Raw genomic sequence first — 18,777 nt, 5'->3', positions numbered from 1 at the left:
GCAATGAGAGTTACTCCCGCACATAGATTTCGCCTCGTGCTACTTCGAGGGGGAACACTCATCCTTTGGGCCACTCTAGAAAAGTGTCAACTGATCGGTGCCCAACACGAATCCATGATCGCCGATTCTGCATGCTGGCGTTCCGTCGTCGATGATGCCACAAACGAGGTCATCCATGGGGCGCTTCAGGACGTGGTGAATAGGTAGTACCGGCTTAGGGTCGGTTGATGATTCTTGCCATACATCCGGGGGAATCTCTTTAATGGTGGCTGCACTGCGTCTGTCTGCGTTGATCTCCCAGTGGCCGGGTCTGCCCGGGACGGGGCCCCAACAAACGATTCGTGCAAATTCTGGCTGGGGGTAGTCGTTCGAGGAGCAAGCCAGCCCGTTCGGAGTTCGAAAAAAGTAACCCGAATAACGTTGTCCGTTACTTAAGTAGGTGCTTTGGTCTGCCTTGATGAATCTCGACAGATCTGGAAAACCTGCGACTGCAGGGCTTGACGACGGGGCTGAAATGTCGGGTCCTGGTTGATTCGTTCCCGCGGGAGCGCAAGCGCCTGCAGCTACGAGAGATATTGTCGCGACGTAAAGCCGACGTCGTATGGCGTGCCGCAGCAGATTCATCGGTCTGACCCTTCTAGAAGAGTGTCAGCTTGTCAGTGGCCGCCACGAATCCGTGTGCGCCGATGCGGCACGCAGCAGATCCGTTGTCGAGGACTCCGCATAGGACGTCGTCCTGAGCTGCTTTCACGACGTGCCGGATCGGCAATGTTGGTGGCGGAGGAGGAGGGAAGTATCCCGGGGCCGGATTTGATGACGAGTTCGCCGACGCTAGCGGTGGTACCGCGCTCGATATGCAGTGCCCAGTCGTGAACTCGTCCAGGGATGGGGCCACTGCACTCGATACGTGCTGGATCTGAACTGGTGTCTGCGTACAAGAAGCAGCGCTGACCGCTGGGTGTGCTGAATGCTAGGCCTGGATCATCCTTGGTGCCAGGGGAATACATGGCGGGTGCGGCGGGCGTAAAGCTGCTGAGGTCCGGAAACTCGACGTCGTGTGGTACCGCTGGAGTGTGCGGACCTTCCCTAAACAGTGAGCACCCCATAAGCGGAACTGATAGCGCTGCTAACAATGCCACTCGCGCTGCGCGCACGTCAGTACGCCCCCAAATCCTTGGTATCTGAGTTCTCGATTTGGTAGAGCGCCGTCCCGTATCGATTCCACAGTGACAGAGTGGAATCGAGATTGGTGCCGCGAATCTTCAGGATCGACAACGGCCCCACCCGTCAAAGAGCCACCCCACGACAGTCAGTCTATGGCGGCCGGCGTGCAGAACCTGACGGGAATTGCCAGGACGATCTGGAGCCGTCAAGGTACCTTGACGGCTCCAGATCGAAGCGTGGGTAGAGCGAGGTCCGACGCTGAAGGCGCGCGGACCTCAGATCCCGAAGTCGCTCAGCTTCTTGGCCAGCTTCTCGACGTACGCCGACACCGTCGCGTCGTCGCTGTCCGGCAAGCCGAACAGCACCTCGGTCACGCCGAGCTTTTTCCAGCGCGCCAATTTGTCGGCGTCCGGCTTGAAGTCCAGGGCGACGATCGTCGGTGCGCCCGAGCGTCCGGCAGCGGCCCAGGTGTCCTGCAGGAGCTTGACCGGCTCGTCGATGTCGAAATCGCGCGGCGTGGTGATCCAACCGTCGGCCGACTTGGCGATCCACTTGAAGTTCTTCTCGGTGCCGGCCGCCCCAACCAGGATCGGGATGTGCGACTGCACGGGCTTGGGCCACGCCCACGACGGACCGAACTTCACGAATTCGCCGTCGTACTCGGCTTCTTCCTGGGTCCACAGTGCCCGCATCGCTTCCAGATACTCGCGCAGCATGGTGCGCCGCCGGGCCGGCGGCACGTTGTGATCCTGGAGTTCGTCTGTGTTCCAACCGAATCCGACGCCGACGGACACCCGGCCCCCGGATAGGTGATCCAGCGTGGCAATAGATTTCGCGAGAGTGATCGGGTCATGCTCGACGGGTAGCGCGACAGCCGTCGACAGCCGCACCCTGGATGTCACCGATGCGGCCGAGCCGAGCGCCACCCACGGATCCAGCGTGCGCATATAGCGGTCGTCGGGCAGCGTCTCGTCACCGGTGGTGGGATGTGCGGCCTGGCGCTTGATCGGGATGTGCGTGTGTTCGGGCACGTAGAAGGTGGTGAAGCCGTGGTCGTCGGCCAATTTGGCCGCGGCGGCCGGCTTGATTCCGCGGTCGCTGGTGAAAAGTACGAGCCCGTAGTCCATACGCTGAATTAGAACGTGTTTCAGTATCGAGGCGCAAGAGGGGGTTCGAAGAAACCCGATCAAGCCGGATTACCTGGGATTTTGGGACAACCCGCCGCGGCGAACCCCAAGTGAACCGAAAGCGAGATAACTTCACCGCGAACGTTACCCACGACGGCTCGCCGCGCACTTGCTGACATGGGCGCATGACGACCGAACGCATCGCCGACCACGTCAAGTTCGCCTACTGGGTGCCCAACGTCAGCGGCGGCCTGGTGACCAGTGACATCGAACAGCGCACCGACTGGAACTACGAATACAACAAGAAGCTCGCGCAGACCGCGGAGAACAACGGCTTCGAGTACGCCCTCAGCCAGGTGCGATACGAGGCCAGCTACGGCGCCGAATACCAGCACGAGTCAACGAGTTTCAGCCTTGCCCTCCTGCTGGCGACCGAACGGCTGAAAGTCATCGCCGCGGTGCACCCCGGTCTGTGGCAGCCGGCCGTGCTGGCCAAACTGGGCGCCACGGCAGACCACCTCTCCAATGGCCGCTTCGCCGTCAACGTCGTCTCCGGTTGGTTCAAGGACGAATTCACGCACCTGGGCGAGCCCTGGCTGGAGCACGACGAGCGCTACCGCCGCAGTGCTGAATTCCTCCAGGTGCTGCGCAAGATCTGGACCGAGGACGACGTCGACTTCCGGGGCGACTTCTACCGCATCCACGACTTCACGCTGAAGCCCAAGCCGCTCAACACGGCAGACCGCCCCAACCCGGAGCTGTTCCAGGGCGGAAACTCGAGCGCCGCACGACGCAACGGCGGCTACTACGCCGACTGGTACTTCTCCAACGGCAAGGACTTCGACGGTGTGACCGAACAACTCGTCGACGTTCGCGACCACGCCCGCCAGGTTGCCCGGGAAGTCCGCTTCGGGCTGAACGGCTTCATCATCGCCCGGGATACGGAGAAGGAAGCGAAAGAAGTCCTCCGGGAGATCGTCGCGAAGGCGAACCGGCCGGCCGTCGAGGGGTTCCGTCAGGCCGTGCAGCAGGCCGGCAACTCCACCGGCGACAAGAAAGGCATGTGGGCGGACTCGAGCTTCGACGACCTGGTGCAGTACAACGACGGTTTTCGTACCAAGTTGATCGGAACTCCGGAACAGATCGCCGAACGGATTGCTGCCTACCGCAAACGCGGCGTCGATCTGATCCTCGGTGGCTTCCTGCATTTCCAGGAGGAGATCGAGTACTTCGGGGCCAAGGTGCTGCCGTTGGTGCGGGAAATCGAGGAGGCGGAACAGGACGCGGCGCAGGGTCCGGTCCGGGTCCCGGCCTGACGCGTCGGCAAGTTTGCTCAGCGCCGTCGCGGCCGGTCAGGCCGGTGCTCAGCGCGCTCAACTCATGCAGGGCACCCTTAATGAAGTGCGCTAGCGTGGTTGGTCGAGTCGACAGGTACAGGAGAGGTCATGACGTACCAGCCCGGTAACCCCGGCTATCCGCCCGCCCAGCAGCCCAACCAGTTCGGAGGGCCGACCCAGCAGTTCAACCGCCTGCCCGAGCAGATCCCGGCTGCGCCCGCCGCGCCGGCCGGCCCGAGCAAACTGCCGGAGTACCTGACCACCGCGGTGGCGGCGCTCGGCCTGCTCATCTTCGGGTTCAACTTCGCGCCCCAGCTGGGCGCCGGAGGCCTCGACGCGGGCACCGGCAGCATCCTGACCCAGGCTCCCATCGTGGTCGCTGTCTTGGCCGCGCTGCTCGCCGGCGTCAGCCTGCTGCCGAAGCAGAAGAGCTTCAAGTCGTGGGTCGCCATCCTGTCGGTGCTGGCATTGCTGCTGGTGATCAACGAGATCGTGCAGGCACCCAAGGGCATCGAGGTCGAATGGGGCCTCTACACCGTGCTGGCGCTGTCCGTGCTGCAGGCCGGTAGCGCCGTGGCTGCGCTGCTGCTCGACGCCGGCGTCATCCAGCCGCCCGCGCCGCGCCCGCAGCCCGATCCGTACAACTACGGCGGACCGGCACAGGGCTACAACCCGCAGGCGCAGTACTACGGTCAGCAGCCCCAGCAGCAATACGGCCAGCAGACCGGCCAGCACTTCGGTCAGCAGGGCGGATACCAGCAACAGCCGCAGAACGGTCCCATCGGCGGCTACACCGGTCAGCAGGGTGCGCCGCAGCACGGTGTCGACTCGGGTCCGCCGACCCCTCCCACCGGATTCCCCGCGTTCGGTCAGCCGCAGTCGTCTGCCGGTCAGTCTCAGGCCCCGCAGCAGTCGTCGGCCCCGCAGCCGTCGGCGTCTGAGGCCGTCGCCGGATCGTCGTCGTACGGCTCGTCGCCGAGCGTTCCGGGTGCTTCCGAGCCGACAACGACTTTCCAGCAGCCCCCGGCTCCGCAGTAATCGGGTCCGGCGTCGTCATAATCGCTAGGGCACTCGCAACCGGCGGGTGAGACCTGCGCGAGGAGTGACCCAGCTAGTGGATAACCGACCAGTCGGTACGCGCCAAGCGCGTGACCTGCTTCGGGTTGCGTTCGGCCCGTCGGGCATCGCCCTGGCGATCATCGCTGCGCTGACGCTGATCCAGCTGGTCATCGCCAATAGCGATCTGACCGGCGCGTTCGGCGCGATGGCCAGCATGTGGCTGGGCGTGCACGGCGTACCGGTGTCGATCGCCGGCGCCGAACTCGGCGTGATGCCGCTGGCCCCGCTCCTGGCGATGGTGTGGGGCACCGCCCGCACCACGGCGGCGGCGACGCGGCCGGGTGCGTCGTGGTTCGTCGTCCGGTGGATCGTCGCGTCGGCCCTCGGCGGCCCTTTGCTGATCGCGGCGATCGCAATCGCGGTGATCCACGATGCGTCGTCGGTGCTCACCGAGCTGCAGACCCCCAACGCCCTCCAAGCGTTCGGCTGCGTGCTGGCTGTGCACGCGGTGGGCGCGGCCATCGGCGTCGGCTCGCGGCTGCAGGGACGACTCCTGACCGACGCCCACCTGCCCTACTGGCTCCCCGAAGCGCTGCGCGCGGCGCTCGCCGGGGTGCTGGCGCTACTCGGCCTGTCTGGGCTGGTCGCGGTCGGTTCGATGGTCGTGCACTGGTCGACCATGCACGACCTGTTCGGGATCACCGACTCGGTGTTCGGCCAGCTCAGCCTGACCGTGCTGTCTGCGCTGTACATCCCGAACGTCATGGTCGGGTCCGCGGCGGTGGCCGTCGGCTCGAGTGTGCACATCGGGTTGGCGACGTTCAGCTCGTTCACGGTGCTCGGCGGCGACGTCCCCGCCGTGCCGGTGCTGGCCGCGGTGCCGTCACCTCCGTTGGGGCCGGTGTGGGTGGCGCTGCTGATCATCGCGGCGGCCTCGGCCGTGGCGGTGGGGCAGCAGTGCGCGCGGCGCCCGGCCCCGTGGCCGATTGCGTTCGCGAAGTTGGCGGTGGCGTCGCTGCTGGCTGCGGTGATGATGGTCATGCTCGCGATCGCGGGCAGTGGTCGCCTGGGCAACTTCGGTGAGCTCGGGGTGGACCAGACGACGTTCGGGCCGGGTGTGTTCCTTTGGTTCGTGTCGATCGGCGGTCTCACGGTGGCGATGGCCGGCGGTCTGACGCGTCGGCCGGAGCGGCCGGTGCCCGTCGCGCCGGTGGCAGAACCGGATGACGACGAACCGGCGGACGCCGAGGTCGTCGAGGACGACGAACCCGTGACCGAGGTGCTGTTCGGCGACGTCCCGGCCGCTGCCGTAGAAGTTGACGACGATTCGCATTTCGCGGGCGGTCCGGCGTTCGAGTCCGCCCCAGAGCCGGCACCTGAGCCGGCGCCCGCACCCGATCCTGAGCCGGTGGCCAAACCTGCCGAACCCCGTCGGCCCGCCCGCCCCGAACCGGACATGACCCCAGCGCCGGCCGAGGCGTATCAATCCGGCACCACCGATCGCATCGGCGAACACATCGCCTTCGACCCTGACGAGGACCCTGAGGCGCATTTCGTCGTCGACGACGACGGCCACTAGGCTGCTCCCGTGCAGCAACCGCTCCGTGTGCCCCCGACTGCGCCGGCGCGGCTCGTCGTCCTGGCCTCGGGGACCGGTTCGCTGCTCGAATCAGTGCTGGCAGCAGCGGTTGGTGACTACCCGGCGCGCGTCGTGGCGGTCGGAACGGACCGGGATTGCCAAGCGCTGGAGATCGGCGCGGCGGCTGGTGCGGCGACGTTCACTGCCCGGTTGCGCGACCACGCCGACCGGGCCGCCTGGGATGTCGCGCTGACCGAAGCGGTCGCCGCCCATGAGCCGGATCTGGTGGTGTCGGCGGGCTTCATGAAGATCCTCGGACCGACGTTTCTGGCGCGCTTCCAAGGCCGAGTACTGAACACCCACCCGGCGCTGCTGCCGTCGTTCCCCGGAGCGCACGCGGTGCCCGACGCCCTCGCGTACGGAGTGCGCGTCACCGGCAGCACGGTGCACCTGGTGGATGCCGGTACCGATACCGGGCCGATCCTGGCGCAGGAGCCGGTGGCGGTGCTCGACGGCGACGACGAATCGTCGCTGCATGAACGGATCAAGGTCGTCGAGCGACGACTGCTGGTAGATGTGATCGCCGCGGTGGCCCTCCGCGGCGTGACGTGGAGTGGACGAAAGGCGGCCATAGGATGACGCGACGACCGATTCGGCGCGCGCTGATCAGCGTGTACGACAAGACCGGTCTGGCAGAGCTGGCCCGCGGGCTGCACGCGGCCGGAGTGACCCTGGTGTCGACCGGGTCGACTGCGAAAACCATTGCTGCCGAGGGTATCCCGGTCACGCCGGTGGAAGAGGTCACGGGCTTCCCGGAGGTGCTCGACGGCCGGGTCAAGACGCTGCACCCGCGCGTGCACGCCGGTCTGCTGGCCGACACCCGCAAGGCCGAGCACCTCGCCGCGCTGGACGAGCTCGGCGTCGAGGCGTTCGAACTCGTTGTGGTGAACCTGTATCCGTTCACGCAGACCGTCGCGTCGGGTGCTTCCGAGGATGAGTGCGTCGAGCAGATCGACATCGGCGGCCCGTCGATGGTCCGCGCCGCGGCGAAGAACCACCCGAGCGTCGCCGTCGTCGTGGACCCGCTGGGGTACGACGGTGTGCTGGCTGCCGTCAACGCCGGTGGCTTCACGCTCGAAGAGCGGAAGAAGTTGGCGTCGTTGGCGTTCCGGCACACCGCCGAGTACGACGTGGCTGTGGCTTCCTGGATGGGATCGGTGCTGGTGCCGGGCGATGACGAGGCGTCTGCCGCGGGCATGCCGGCCTGGCTCGGTTCGACCTGGCGTCGCTCCGATGTGCTGCGCTACGGCGAGAACCCGCATCAGAAGGCCGCGCTCTACAGCGACGACGCCGGCTGGCCGGGGCTCGCGCAGGCCGAGCAGCTGCACGGAAAAGAGATGTCCTACAACAACTTCACCGATGCCGACGCGGCGTGGCGGGCGGCGTTCGACCACGAGGACATCTGCGTGGCGATCATCAAGCACGCCAACCCATGTGGCATTGCGGTGTCGTCGATCTCGGTTGCCGATGCGCACCGCAAGGCGCATGAGTGCGATCCCCTGAGCGCCTTCGGCGGCGTCATTGCGGCCAACACGGCGGTGACCGAGGAGATGGCCGAGACCGTCGCCGACATCTTCACCGAGGTGATCGTCGCTCCCGCATTCGAGCCGGGTGCCGTCGAAATCCTGAGCCGTAAGAAGAACATTCGCATCCTGGTGGCTTCCGAGCCGCAGCCCGGCGGCACCGAGTTCCGTCAGGTCAGCGGTGGTCTGCTGGTGCAGCAGCGCGACGCGCTCGACGCGGCGGGCGATGACTCTGCCAACTGGACCCTGGCGACCGGCTCCCCGGCCGACCCAGAGACGTTGGCCGACTTGGTGTTTGCCTGGCGCGCCTGCCGTGCCGTGAAGTCGAACGCCATCGTGGTCGCCACCAACGGCGCCACCGTCGGTGTCGGCATGGGCCAGGTGAACCGGGTCGACGCGGCGCGGCTCGCGGTCGAGCGGGGCGGTGACCGGGTGCGCGGCGCTGTTGCCGCGTCGGACGCCTTCTTCCCGTTCCCCGACGGCCTGGAGACCCTGACCAACGCCGGCGTGAAAGCCATTGTGCACCCGGGTGGTTCGGTCCGCGATGACGAAGTCACCGCTGCCGCTGCCGCCGCCGGGATCACGCTGTACCTGACCGGCGCTCGGCACTTCGCCCACTAGGTCAGTCATCCCGCCGAGTGGCCAGTTGCGACACGCAAATTGCGAAAATTCGTGTCGTATCTGGCCACTCGGCGTTTTGGATGGCGAGTGGCCAGCTTCTACACACGGTCGCCTAATATCCGTGCAATAGCTGGCCATTCGGCGCCGGCGGCGCGTAGTGCCTGGCATGTTCTCACGACGAATGTTCGGGGTCGGTTTCGCAAGATGTCGGCACTGACCCGGATGATCACCCAACCAGCCTCGAGCAGTCTGGCCAACCGCTCGATATCTTTGGCGCGTTGCTCAGGGTCGTCCCAATGCTGGACACCGTCATACTCGATGCCGACCTTGAACTCTCGGTAGCCCATATCGATGCGGCCGACGAACTTCCCGAATTCGTCGTGGACCACGATCTGGGCTTCTGGCTTCGGCAGGCCGGCGTCGACAAGCGCCAGTCGAGTCTTCGACTCTTGTGGCGATTCGGCTCCGCCGTCCATCAGTTCGAGAATCTCGCGCAATTGAACCAGGCCGCGAACTCCGCGATGCCGCGGAATCAGGTAATCGATCTCCTTGGCGGTGACTCCGGTTTGGTTGGCCAGTGCGTCGACACGAACCAGAGCGCGCTCCCGTCCCCTGCGACGACCGAGATCGAATCCGGTGCGCGCGGGCGTGGTTGTGGGGATACCGCGCACTTCATCGACTTCGTCGGGAAACAGAACGTCGCGGTGAATGATGATGCCCGACACGGGTTTTCCGTTTGTCCGGAACAGTTCCGCGGGTGATCTGGGGTCGACCCACCGAGTGCCATACCGCGCGGCGGCGGAGAGCCCGCCTATGGTCGCCAGACGGTCGGACCATAGCCAAGCAGCCTTGGCTCGCATTTCCGCGGTCAGCGTGACGTCGGCCGGGAGGTAGACGTCACGGTAGATGCGGTGATGGCGGTTGAGTTCTCGCCGAGATACGTGGCCGGAAGCCAACGCCTCGGTGCCCAGGAATGGTGTGGTCATGCACCGAAGGTGCGACTCGGGTCCGACACCAACGGCGCGCCAGCGGGGCTTTCGTGCCGGGCTGTGGATGAATCGCGGTCTGTGGATATCGCTCAGCGGCCAGTTATCGCACGCAAATCACGAAAAGGCGTGGCATAACTGGCCACTCGGCGGTGGAGCAGCTAGGAGGCGACCTCGTCGTGTTTCTGAGTGGTGGCGTATTCGAAGAACGCGACGATCTCGGAGACGGCCTTGCGGGCGTCCGGGTTGACGTCGAAGCTCAGCTGGAACATGTGCATTGCCGCGTCCCACACCTGAACCCAGGCCTGGGCACCGGCCGCCCGCAGTGCGTCGGCGAGCGCGAAGGAGTCGTTGCGCAGCATCTCGTTGGTGCCGATCTGCAGCAGCGTCGGACCGAGGCCGTGGAGGTCGGCTTCGGTGGGCATCTGGGGCACGGGGTGGGTGCCGTTCTTCGTGGCGAAGACCGTGTAGATGTACTTCACCGCCATGAACGGGAACAGCACGTCGCGTGATTCCAGCATGGCGTTGTACTTCAAGTTCATGTCCGACGACGTCAGGGCCGACAGCAGCACCTGTGCCGCGGGCACCGGCAGACCGCTGTCCCGCGCGGCGATCGCGGTGTCGGCCGCGATCAGGCCGCCCGCCGAGTCGCCGGCGAACACGATCTTCGTGGAGTCCATCCCGGAGGCCAGCACCAGGCGGTAGGCGTCGAGTCCGTCGCTCACTGCCTCTTCGATCGTGGCCTGCGGGGCCAGTCGGTAGCCGACGTTCAAAACCCGGGCTCCCGTCGCTGCGGAGAGCTTGCTGGCCCAGCGCCGGTGCGAGTTCAGCCCGAGGGTGATCAGCGCGGAGCCGTGGAAGTAGACGATCACCCGATCGGAATCCCGTGCGCCGGGCGCGACGATCCATTCGGCCGGGCAATTGGGCAGTGCGATCGGCGTCACCTCGGTGCCCGGCAACGGGCGGAAGACCCGGAAGGCGGGGTCGATGATGTCGTAGCGACCGCGCTGCACCAGCTCGGGACGGAACCGGTTGACGACCATGCCGACAAGCGTGAGCAGGGCAATTACCGGTCGGACGAACACCGCGGTCAGCCCGCCGAGCAGTCGGCTCTGCCACGCGGCGGGGCCGAACTCGAGGTCGGTGGGGCGGTTCGTCCAGTCGAGCGAGTTCACGATACCGAGGGTACTGGGTAAAGCTCCGGAGCCCAAGGTGCTGCCGGTCACGGAGCACCGTCGTAGCGTGGAGGTCGTGACATCACCTAACGACCTGCCAGCCGATCTGCCGAAGACCGTCGGCGCGTTGAAAGCAACGGGCCACCGGGAACGGGGCATCAAGACCGAAATCCGCGAGAACCTGCTGGCTGCACTGGCTGACGGCCAGGATGTGTGGCCCGGCATCTTCGGCTTCGAGGACACCGTGCTGCCGCAGCTGGAGCGCGCGCTGATCGCCGGGCACGACGTCGTGCTGCTCGGCGAGCGCGGACAGGGCAAGACCCGCCTGCTGCGCGGTCTGGTCGGACTGCTGGACGAATGGACCCCGGTCATCGCGGGCTCGGAGCTGGGTGAGCACCCCTACTCGCCGATCACGCCCGAGTCGATCCGTCGGGCCGCGGATTCGGGCGACGACCTGCCCATCACCTGGAAGCACCGCAGCGAGCGCTACACAGAGAAGCTGGCGACGCCGGACACCAGCGTCGCCGATCTCGTGGGCGACATCGACCCCATCAAGGTGGCCGAGGGACGCAGCCTGGGCGACCCGGAGACCATCGCCTACGGCCTCATCCCGCGGGCGCACCGCGGCATCGTCGCGATCAACGAGCTGCCCGACCTCGCCGAGCGCATCCAGGTCGCGATGCTCAACGTGATGGAGGAGCGCGACATCCAGGTCCGCGGCTACACCCTGCGGCTGCCGCTCGACGTGCTCGTGGTGGCCAGCGCCAACCCCGAGGACTACACCAACCGTGGCCGCATCATCACGCCGCTCAAGGACCGCTTCGGCGCCGAGATTCGCACGCACTACCCGCTGGAGCTCGATGCCGAAGTTGGGGTGATCAAGCAGGAGGCCCACCTGGCCGCCGAGGTTCCGGGGTACCTGCTCCAGATCCTGGGCCGCTTCGCGCGGTACCTGCGCGAGTCGCAGTCGATCGATCAGCGCTCCGGTGTCTCGGCCCGCTTCGCTATCGCCGCTGCCGAAACCGTCGGCGCTGCGGCTCAGCACCGTTCGGCGATTCTGGGTGAACAGGACCCGGTGGCGCGCGTGGTCGATCTGCAGACCATCATCGGCGTGCTGCGCGGCAAGCTGGAATTCGAATCCGGTGAGGAGGGGCGCGAGCAGGCGGTGCTGGAACACCTGCTGCGTCGTGCCACCGCCGACACCGCACAGCGACTGCTCGGCGGCATCGATGTCGGGTCGTTGGTCGCTGCGGTGGAAGGGGACTCGCCGGTGACGACGGGGGAGCGGGTGTCGGCCAAGGACGTCCTGGCCGCGCTGCCCGACCTGCCGGTGATCGAGGCGATCGCTGAGCGGCTCGATGCCCAGTCCGACGGCGAGCGGGCGGCGGCCGTCGAGCTGGCGCTGGAAGCGCTGTATCTGGCCAAGCGCATCGACAAGACCTCCGACGACGGCGAAACGGTTTATGGCTGAACACCTCTCGCGGTATTCGCGCTACACCGGCGGCCCGGATCCGCTGGCGCCCCCCGTCGACCTGAGGGAGGCGCTGGAGCAGATCGGCCAGGACGTCATGGAAGGCGCGTCGCCCCGGCGCGCCCTGTCCGAACTACTGCGTCGCGGTACCCAGAACATGCGCGGTGCCGACCGGCTGGCCGCCGAGGCCAACCGGCGTCGTCGGGAGTTGCTGTCGCGCAACAACCTTGACGGCACCCTGCAGGAGATCAAGAAACTGCTAGACGAGGCCGTGCTTGCCGAGCGCAAGGAACTGGCCAGGGCGCTCGACGACGACGCGCGGTTCGGCGAACTGCAGTTGGAGTCGTTGTCGCCGTCGCCGGCCAAGGCCGTGCAGGAGCTGTCCGAATACGACTGGCGTTCGGCGGAGGCCCGGCAGAAGTACGAGCAGATCAAAGATCTGCTCGGCCGGGAGATGCTGGACCAACGGTTCGCCGGCATGAAGGACGCGCTGGAGAATGCCACCGACGAGGACCGTCAGGCCGTCAATGACATGCTCGACGACCTGAACAACCTCTTGGAGAAGCACGCCAAAGGCGAAGACACCAAACAGGATTTCCAGGATTTCATGGCCAAGCACGGCCAGTTCTTCCCGGAGAATCCGCAGAACGTCGACGAGCTGCTGGACTCCTTGGCGCAGCGGGCCGCGGCCGCGCAGCGCTTCCGCAACAGCCTGTCGCCCGATCAACGCGCCGAGCTGGATGCGTTGGCACAGCAGGCATTCGGGTCGCCGTCGTTGATGAACGCGCTCGACCGACTCGACGGCAACCTGCAGGCCGCCCGCCCCGGCGAGGACTGGACCGGGGAGCGGAGTTTCACGGGAAACAACCCGCTGGGCATGGGGGAGGCCGCCCAGGCGATGGCGGACATCGCCGAGTTGGAGCAACTGGCGGAACAACTTTCGCAGAGTTACGCCGGTGCCCAGATGGACGACGTCGATCTGGACATGCTCGCCCGGCAGCTGGGCGATGAGGCCGCCGTCGACGCGCGGGCGTTGGCGGAACTGGAACGCACCCTGATGAATCAGGGCTTCCTCGATCGCGGTTCCGACGGGCAGTGGCGGTTGTCGCCGAAGGCCATGCGCCAGCTCGGTCAGGCGGCGCTGCGTGATGTGGCGCAACAGCTTTCCGGCCGCCACGGCGAGCGGGACACTCGTCGGGCCGGTGCGGCCGGAGAGCTGACCGGGGCCACCCGGCCCTGGCAGTTCGGTGACACCGAGCCGTGGAACGTCACGCGCACATTGACCAACACGGTGCTGCGGCAGGCGGGCACGGACCCCGACGGGCCGTTGCGGATCAGCGTCGACGATGTGGAGATCTCAGAAACCGAGACCCGCACCCAGGCTGTGGTGGCGCTGTTGGTGGACACCTCGTTCTCGATGGTGATGGAGAACCGGTGGCTGCCGATGAAGCGCACCGCCCTGGCGCTCAATCATCTGGTGAGCACCCGGTTCCGGTCAGATGCGTTGCAGATCATCGCTTTTGGCCGGCACGCCCGCACGGTGTCCGCGGCCGAGTTGACCGGGCTGGAAGGCGTCTACGAACAGGGCACCAACCTGCACCACGCGCTGTTGCTCGCCGCCCGGCACCTGCGTCGTCATCCCAATGCGCAGCCGGTCATCCTGGTGGTCACCGACGGCGAGCCGACGGCCCACCTGGAGCAGTACCGCAACGGGACCGAGACGTTCTTCGACTACCCGCCGCATCCGCGCACCATCGCCTTCACGGTGCGCAGCTTCGACGAGGTGGCCCGAATGGGCGCGCAGATCACCATCTTCCGGCTGGGGAGCGATCCAGGCCTGGCCCGGTTCATCGACCAGGTGGCCCGGCGCGTCGAAGGTCGCGTCGTGGAACCCGAATTGGACGGGTTGGGTGCCGCGGTGGTCGGTGACTACCTGCGGTCAAGGCGTCGTCGCCGCTGAATTGCTTTTCACGAGCGTGCGTGTCTACGTCCGACACGCCGCCATCGGCATACAAGAACGCCACGCTCGCCGGCGATGACGGGGACGTTTTGGCACGCAATCCACGGTGTGTCGCGTACAAACACGCACGCTCGCGGTTAGGAGGACTCGAGTGGCTTGCGCTTCTTGGACTTGATGCCGACGCGGCCCCACAGGGAGAAGCCGCGGATGGTGACGCGCGGGGCGCCGGGGGTGCCCTGCTGCCCGAGGTGGTCGAACGCGCCCATCACACCGACGCCGTGCACGTCGACGTTGACCTCCGGCGGCAGCAGGATGGTCTGCCCGCCGAAGATCGAGTACGAGTGGATCTCGACGTCCGGTGACGTGAAATCGGCGTACCGCAGATCGATGACGCCGCCGCCGAACAACGAGAACGACGTCAGCCGCTGCGGCACATTCCAGCGGCCCCGCCGCTCGAATCCGCTCATGATCGCCAACAACAGCGTCGAGGGTGCGGGGTGGCACTCGCCGCCCGCTTCCCACGGCGCGGTGGTGATGTACGGCAGGTCGGAACTCAGCTTCGACAGTTCGGCGTACGTCTGCGCGGAATAGGCGCGGTTCAGCCGGTCCTCGTATTCGGACATCGGCAGCCGTCCCTGCGCGGCCGCGTCGCTGAGGAGGTGAGCGACCTGTATCCGGTCGGTATCGACGACGCGCATCTGTGCGCGCGAACCTGGGGTGCTCATCAAGTCGAGCCTACGACGATCACAGGGACTTGCAAGGCTGATGTTGCAAACTGTGGCCGCATCGATGTCGGATCCGTTACGGGATGTGGATCACTTATTCCAGTTCGGCTGCCGCTTCTGGAGGAAGGCCATCATGCCTTCGCGCGCCTCGTCGGAGACGAACAGCTTCGCCGACTGCTTGGCCAGCTTCTCGGCGTCGCGGTCGAAATCAGCCAGGATCGACGCCGTGGTCAGCGCCTTCGACGTGGCCAGGCCCTGCGGTGAGCCCTTGGTGATCTCGTCCGTGAGCTTCGCGACCGCGGCCGGCACGTCGTCGGTCGCGACCGTCACCAGCCCGATCCGTTCGGCCTCCTCGGCGCCGAACTTCTCGCCCGTGACGAAATAGCGACCGGCCGCGCGGGCCGTCATCTTCGGTAGCAGTGTCAGCGAGATGATCGACGGAGCCACCCCGATCCGGGCCTCGGTGAGCGCGAAGGTGCTGGCGGTGCCGGCGACCACCAGGTCGCAGGCACCGATCAGTCCCATGCCGCCGGCCCGGACGTGACCGTCGATCGCGGCGATCACCGGAACGGGCAGCTCGAGGATCGACCGCAGCAACCGCGCCGCCTCCAGGGCCCGGGCGGTCGCGAGGTCGCCGGGGTCGCGCCCGGCCGCCTCACTCAGGTCGGCCCCGGCGCAGAAGGTGCCGCCGGTGTGGCCCAGCACCACCACCCGGACGCCGGGCTCGGCAGCGGCATCGGTGAGGCCCTGCCGCAACTGGTCCACCAGCGCGGTCGACATCGCATTGCGGTTGTGCGGTGAGTCCAGCGTCAGCCGGGCGACACCACTTTCGACGGAGTAATGGACCAGTGCGGTCATGAGGTCCCTCTTTAGTACGAGCGGGGCAGACCGAGCGAGGTCTGCGCCACGAAGTTAAGCACCATCTCGCGGCTGACCGGAGCGATCCGCCCCAGTCGCGATGCCGTGACGGCGGCGGCGATGCCGTACTCCTTGGTCAGGCCGTTGCCGCCGAGTGACTGGACGGCCTGATCGACCGCACGCACCGAGGCCTCGCCCGCGGCGTACTTGGCCATGTTCGCGGCCTCGGCGGCGCCGAAGTCGTCGCCGGCGTCGTACAGCGTGGCGGCCTTCTGCATCATCAGCTTGGCCAGTTCGAGCTCGATGTGAATCTGGGCCAGTGGGTGCGAAATGCCTTGATGGGCACCGACCGGGACCTTCCAGACCTGCCGGGTCTTGACGTACTCGGTGGCGATCCGGATGGCGAGGCGACCGGTGCCGACGGCCATGGCCGCACCGATGATCCGTTCCGGGTTCAGACCGGCGAACAGCTGCGCGATGGCGGCGTCCTCGGATCCGACGAGCGCATCGGCGGGCAGCCGCACCTCGTCCAGGAACACCTGGAACTGGCTCTCGGGGCTGATGATCTCCATCTCGATCTTGGTCCAGCTCAGCCCGGGCGCATCGGTGGGCACCACGAACAGCGCCGGCTTCAGGTTGCCGGTCTTGTGGTCCTCGGTGCGACCGACGACCAGCACCGCGTCGGCCTGGTCGATGCCCGAGATGAAGACCTTCTGCCCGGACAGGATCCAGTCGCCGCCGTCGCGGCGGGCCGTCGTGGTGATGCGGTGGCTGTTGGAGCCGGCGTCGGGTTCGGTGATCGCGAACGCCATGGTGAACGAGCCGTCGGCGAGGCCCGGAACCCAGCGCTTCTTCTGTGCCTCGGTGCCGTACTTGGAGATGATGGTGCCGTTGATGGCCGACGAGACCACCATCATCAGCAGCGGACAGCCGTTCGCGGCCATCTCTTCCATGACCAGGCTCAGCTCGTACATGCCGGCACCGCCGCCGCCGTACTCCTCGGGCATGTTGACGCCCAGGAGGCCGAGTTTGCCTGCCTCAGCCCACAATTCATCGGTGTGCTGGCCGGCGCGGGCCTTCTCCAGGAAGTAGTCCTGGCCGAATTTGGAGGCCATGCCGACGACGGCCTCGCGCAGCGCCTGGCGCTCTTCGGATTCGATGAAAGACACGGTCATTCTCCTTCGGGGGTTTCTACGCGGGCCAGCACGGCGCCGACATCGACCTGTTGGCCGGGTTGCACGTTGAGTTCGGTGAGCACACCGGAATCCGGTGCGGCGATGGTGTGTTCCATCTTCATGGCTTCCAGCCAGATCAGGGGCTGGCCGGCCGTGACCGCGTCGCCGACGGCCGCGCCGACCCGGACCACCAGACCGGGCATCGGGGCCAGGAGCGAACCTTGGGCCACCGCCGCGTCCGGGTCGGGGAACCGCGGCTGGGTCACCAGATGCACCGCGCCGGCGGGGGAGTCGACGAACACGTCGGCGCCGTATCGAGCGACGTCGAACGAGCGTTCAACCCCATTGAGCGACAACACCACCCGAGTCGGGTCGGTGGTCACCACGGTGACGTCGTCGCGGTCGGGCAGTTCGACGCCGTCGCGCGTGAACCGGTACCGCACCTGGTGCTCGGCGCCGGCTGCGTCAGCGTACGAACGACTCTGGTAGCCCGACGTGAGGTTCCGCCAGCCGCTCGGTGCGGCGCCGAAAACGGTTGCCGTGCTGCGGTTGTGTGCCGCATCGGCCAGCGTCGCCGCGACCGCGGCCAGCGTGACATCGGTGTCCGCCGGTGCCGCCAGTTCGGCCAGGCCGTGCGTGTCGAAGAACGCGGTGTCGGTGTCACCGGCCAGGAAAGCGGGGTGCCGAAGCACGTTCACCAGCAGGTCGCGGTTGGTACGCAGGCCGTGGATGCGAGCACGGGACAGTGCGTCGGCGAGGATCGCCGCGGCCCGGTCACGAGTCGGCGCGAACGAGATCACCTTGGCCAGCATCGGGTCGTAGAACACCGAGACGACCGAACCGTCGACGATGCCGGAGTCGAGACGCGTTCCGGCTCGGCCCAAAAGGCTGAACTCGGTTCGGACGCCCGGCACCTCGAATCGGTGGACCGTACCGGCCTGGGGCTGCCAGTCCTTCGCCGGGTCCTCGGCGTAGAGCCGGGCCTCGATCGAATGTCCCTGCGTTGACGGTGGTTCCGCGGCGAGCGCGCCGCCGTCGGCCACCTCCAGCTGCAGCTCGACCAGATCGAGTCCGGTGGTCTCCTCGGTGACGGGGTGCTCGACCTGCAGGCGGGTGTTCATCTCCAGGAAGAAGAAATCGCCGTTCGCATCGGACATGAACTCGACGGTGCCGGCGCCGGTGTACCCGATCGCGGTGGCCGCCAACCGGGCTGCCTCGAAGAGCTTTTCGCGCATCCCGGGGGTCCGCTCGACGAGCGGGGATGGTGCTTCCTCGATGACCTTCTGGTGCCGGCGCTGGATGGAGCACTCGCGTTCGCCGACGGCCCACACGGTGCCGTGCGCGTCGGCCATCACCTGTACCTCGATGTGGTGCCCGCTGGCCAGGTAGCGCTCGCAGAACACCGTCGGATCGCCGAACGCGGACTGGGCCTCGCGCTGCGCCGCCGCGACTTCGGCCGGCAGCGCGGACAATTCGCGAACCACCCGCATGCCGCGGCCGCCGCCACCGGCGGAGGCCTTGATGAGCACCGGCAGTTGGTCGGCGGTGACGGTGTCGGGGTCCAGCTCGGTCAGGACCGGAACCCCGGCCGCCGACATCAGCTTCTTGGCCTCGATCTTGGAGCCCATCGCCTGCACGGCCGCCACCGGCGGGCCGATCCAGGTCAGCCCGGCGTCCTGCACCGCGGCGGCGAAATCCGGGTTCTCGGAAAGGAACCCGTAGCCGGGATGAATCGCGTCGGCGCCAGATGCCTTGGCCGCGGCGATCAGCTGCACGGCATCGAGGTAACCGGTGCGACCTTCCAGGCGCACCCGGTCGTCAGCTTCGGCGACGTGCGGCGCGGCAGCGTCGGGATCGGTGTACACCGCGACGGTGCCGATGCCGAGCCGACGGCAGGTGGCGAACACCCGGCGGGCGATCTCGCCCCGATTGGCAACCAATACTTTCGTGATCATCT

Annotated in this window: 14 protein-coding genes; 7 read left to right on the top strand and 7 right to left on the bottom strand. The window is 66.8% G+C overall.

Annotation, left to right across the window (positions count from 1 at the left end; translation table 11 throughout):
• Positions 1-1,439: 1,439 nt before the first annotated feature.
• Positions 1,440-2,291, bottom strand: coding sequence for an LLM class F420-dependent oxidoreductase (locus ACNO8X_RS26710; RefSeq protein ID WP_418003442.1), 852 nt, complete (start codon positions 2,289-2,291; stop codon positions 1,440-1,442).
• 185 nt (positions 2,292-2,476) lie between these two features.
• Between ACNO8X_RS26710 and sfnG the strand changes: the two genes are divergently transcribed.
• From sfnG to purH, 5 genes are all read left to right on the top strand, one after another.
• Positions 2,477-3,607, top strand: coding sequence for a dimethylsulfone monooxygenase SfnG (sfnG, locus tag ACNO8X_RS26705; RefSeq protein ID WP_043390781.1), 1,131 nt, complete (start codon positions 2,477-2,479; stop codon positions 3,605-3,607).
• Between the two features lie 129 nt (positions 3,608-3,736).
• Positions 3,737-4,666: a DUF5336 domain-containing protein gene (locus ACNO8X_RS26700; protein ID WP_166651472.1), complete on the top strand. Its 930-nt coding sequence runs from the start codon at positions 3,737-3,739 to the stop codon at positions 4,664-4,666.
• Between the two features lie 76 nt (positions 4,667-4,742).
• Positions 4,743-6,266 carry a DUF6350 family protein gene (locus ACNO8X_RS26695; protein WP_418003441.1) on the top strand — a complete coding sequence of 508 codons (1,524 nt, stop codon included), beginning with the start codon at positions 4,743-4,745 and terminating at the stop codon, positions 6,264-6,266.
• 9 nt (positions 6,267-6,275) lie between these two features.
• Positions 6,276-6,905 carry a phosphoribosylglycinamide formyltransferase gene (gene purN / locus ACNO8X_RS26690; protein WP_260932779.1) on the top strand — a complete coding sequence of 210 codons (630 nt, stop codon included), beginning with the start codon at positions 6,276-6,278 and terminating at the stop codon, positions 6,903-6,905.
• Positions 6,902-8,470, top strand: a complete 1,569-nt coding sequence (gene purH / locus ACNO8X_RS26685) for a bifunctional phosphoribosylaminoimidazolecarboxamide formyltransferase/IMP cyclohydrolase (protein ID WP_418003440.1) — start codon at positions 6,902-6,904, stop codon at positions 8,468-8,470. Before purN ends, purH begins: the two co-directional genes overlap by 4 nt.
• 98 nt (positions 8,471-8,568) lie before the next feature.
• Here purH and ACNO8X_RS26680 read toward each other — a convergent pair whose 3' ends face one another.
• Complete coding sequence (locus ACNO8X_RS26680) at positions 8,569-9,456, bottom strand: hypothetical protein (RefSeq protein ID WP_418003439.1); 888 nt, start codon at positions 9,454-9,456, stop codon at positions 8,569-8,571.
• A 161-nt stretch (positions 9,457-9,617) separates the two neighbouring features.
• Complete coding sequence (locus ACNO8X_RS26675; RefSeq protein WP_418003438.1) at positions 9,618-10,631, bottom strand: alpha/beta hydrolase; 1,014 nt, start codon at positions 10,629-10,631, stop codon at positions 9,618-9,620.
• Between the two features lie 94 nt (positions 10,632-10,725).
• Between ACNO8X_RS26675 and ACNO8X_RS26670 the strand changes: the two genes are divergently transcribed.
• Both ACNO8X_RS26670 and ACNO8X_RS26665 read left to right on the top strand, forming a co-directional pair.
• Positions 10,726-12,102: a sigma 54-interacting transcriptional regulator gene (locus ACNO8X_RS26670; RefSeq protein ID WP_418006046.1), complete on the top strand. Its 1,377-nt coding sequence runs from the start codon at positions 10,726-10,728 to the stop codon at positions 12,100-12,102.
• Positions 12,095-14,062 (top strand): VWA domain-containing protein, encoded by a 1,968-nt coding sequence (locus tag ACNO8X_RS26665; RefSeq protein WP_418003437.1) that lies wholly within the window; start codon positions 12,095-12,097, stop codon positions 14,060-14,062. The genes ACNO8X_RS26670 and ACNO8X_RS26665 overlap by 8 nt, the downstream gene beginning before the upstream one ends.
• 137 nt (positions 14,063-14,199) lie before the next feature.
• Here the strand turns inward: ACNO8X_RS26665 and ACNO8X_RS26660 are convergent, their stop codons facing one another.
• The 4 genes from ACNO8X_RS26660 to ACNO8X_RS26645 form a co-directional block, all read right to left on the bottom strand.
• Positions 14,200-14,787, bottom strand: coding sequence for a DUF1707 SHOCT-like domain-containing protein (locus ACNO8X_RS26660; protein WP_418003436.1), 588 nt, complete (start codon positions 14,785-14,787; stop codon positions 14,200-14,202).
• A 90-nt stretch (positions 14,788-14,877) separates the two neighbouring features.
• Positions 14,878-15,645: an enoyl-CoA hydratase family protein gene (locus ACNO8X_RS26655; protein ID WP_418003435.1), complete on the bottom strand. Its 768-nt coding sequence runs from the start codon at positions 15,643-15,645 to the stop codon at positions 14,878-14,880.
• A gap of 11 nt (positions 15,646-15,656) precedes the next feature.
• Positions 15,657-16,820: an acyl-CoA dehydrogenase family protein gene (locus ACNO8X_RS26650; protein ID WP_043390799.1), complete on the bottom strand. Its 1,164-nt coding sequence runs from the start codon at positions 16,818-16,820 to the stop codon at positions 15,657-15,659.
• Positions 16,817-18,775 (bottom strand): biotin carboxylase N-terminal domain-containing protein, encoded by a 1,959-nt coding sequence (locus tag ACNO8X_RS26645; RefSeq protein ID WP_418003434.1) that lies wholly within the window; start codon positions 18,773-18,775, stop codon positions 16,817-16,819. The genes ACNO8X_RS26650 and ACNO8X_RS26645 overlap by 4 nt, the downstream gene beginning before the upstream one ends.
• Positions 18,776-18,777 lie beyond the last annotated feature (2 nt).

The sequence above is a fragment of the Mycobacterium sp. PDNC021 genome (genome assembly GCF_048282635.1).
Taxonomy (GTDB): Bacteria; Actinomycetota; Actinomycetes; order Mycobacteriales; family Mycobacteriaceae; genus Mycobacterium; species Mycobacterium llatzerense.
The sequence above is the reverse complement of the archived record's forward strand: the minus strand, read 5'-3'. Positions and strand labels throughout refer to the sequence as shown.

Bases quoted from the DNA above. Each gene is read 5' to 3' on its own strand.
- ACNO8X_RS26710 (WP_418003442.1), bottom strand. From the start codon at position 2,291: ATGGACTACGGGCTCGTACTTTTCACCAGCGACCGCGGAATCAAGCCG.
- sfnG (WP_043390781.1), top strand. From the start codon at position 2,477: ATGACGACCGAACGCATCGCCGACCACGTCAAGTTCGCCTACTGGGTG.
- ACNO8X_RS26700 (WP_166651472.1), top strand. From the start codon at position 3,737: ATGACGTACCAGCCCGGTAACCCCGGCTATCCGCCCGCCCAGCAGCCC.
- purH (WP_418003440.1), top strand. From the start codon at position 6,902: ATGACGCGACGACCGATTCGGCGCGCGCTGATCAGCGTGTACGACAAG.
- ACNO8X_RS26680 (WP_418003439.1), bottom strand. From the start codon at position 9,456: ATGACCACACCATTCCTGGGCACCGAGGCGTTGGCTTCCGGCCACGTA.
- ACNO8X_RS26665 (WP_418003437.1), top strand. From the start codon at position 12,095: ATGGCTGAACACCTCTCGCGGTATTCGCGCTACACCGGCGGCCCGGAT.
- ACNO8X_RS26660 (WP_418003436.1), bottom strand. From the start codon at position 14,787: ATGAGCACCCCAGGTTCGCGCGCACAGATGCGCGTCGTCGATACCGAC.
- ACNO8X_RS26655 (WP_418003435.1), bottom strand. From the start codon at position 15,645: ATGACCGCACTGGTCCATTACTCCGTCGAAAGTGGTGTCGCCCGGCTG.
- ACNO8X_RS26650 (WP_043390799.1), bottom strand. From the start codon at position 16,820: ATGACCGTGTCTTTCATCGAATCCGAAGAGCGCCAGGCGCTGCGCGAG.
- ACNO8X_RS26645 (WP_418003434.1), bottom strand. From the start codon at position 18,775: ATGATCACGAAAGTATTGGTTGCCAATCGGGGCGAGATCGCCCGCCGG.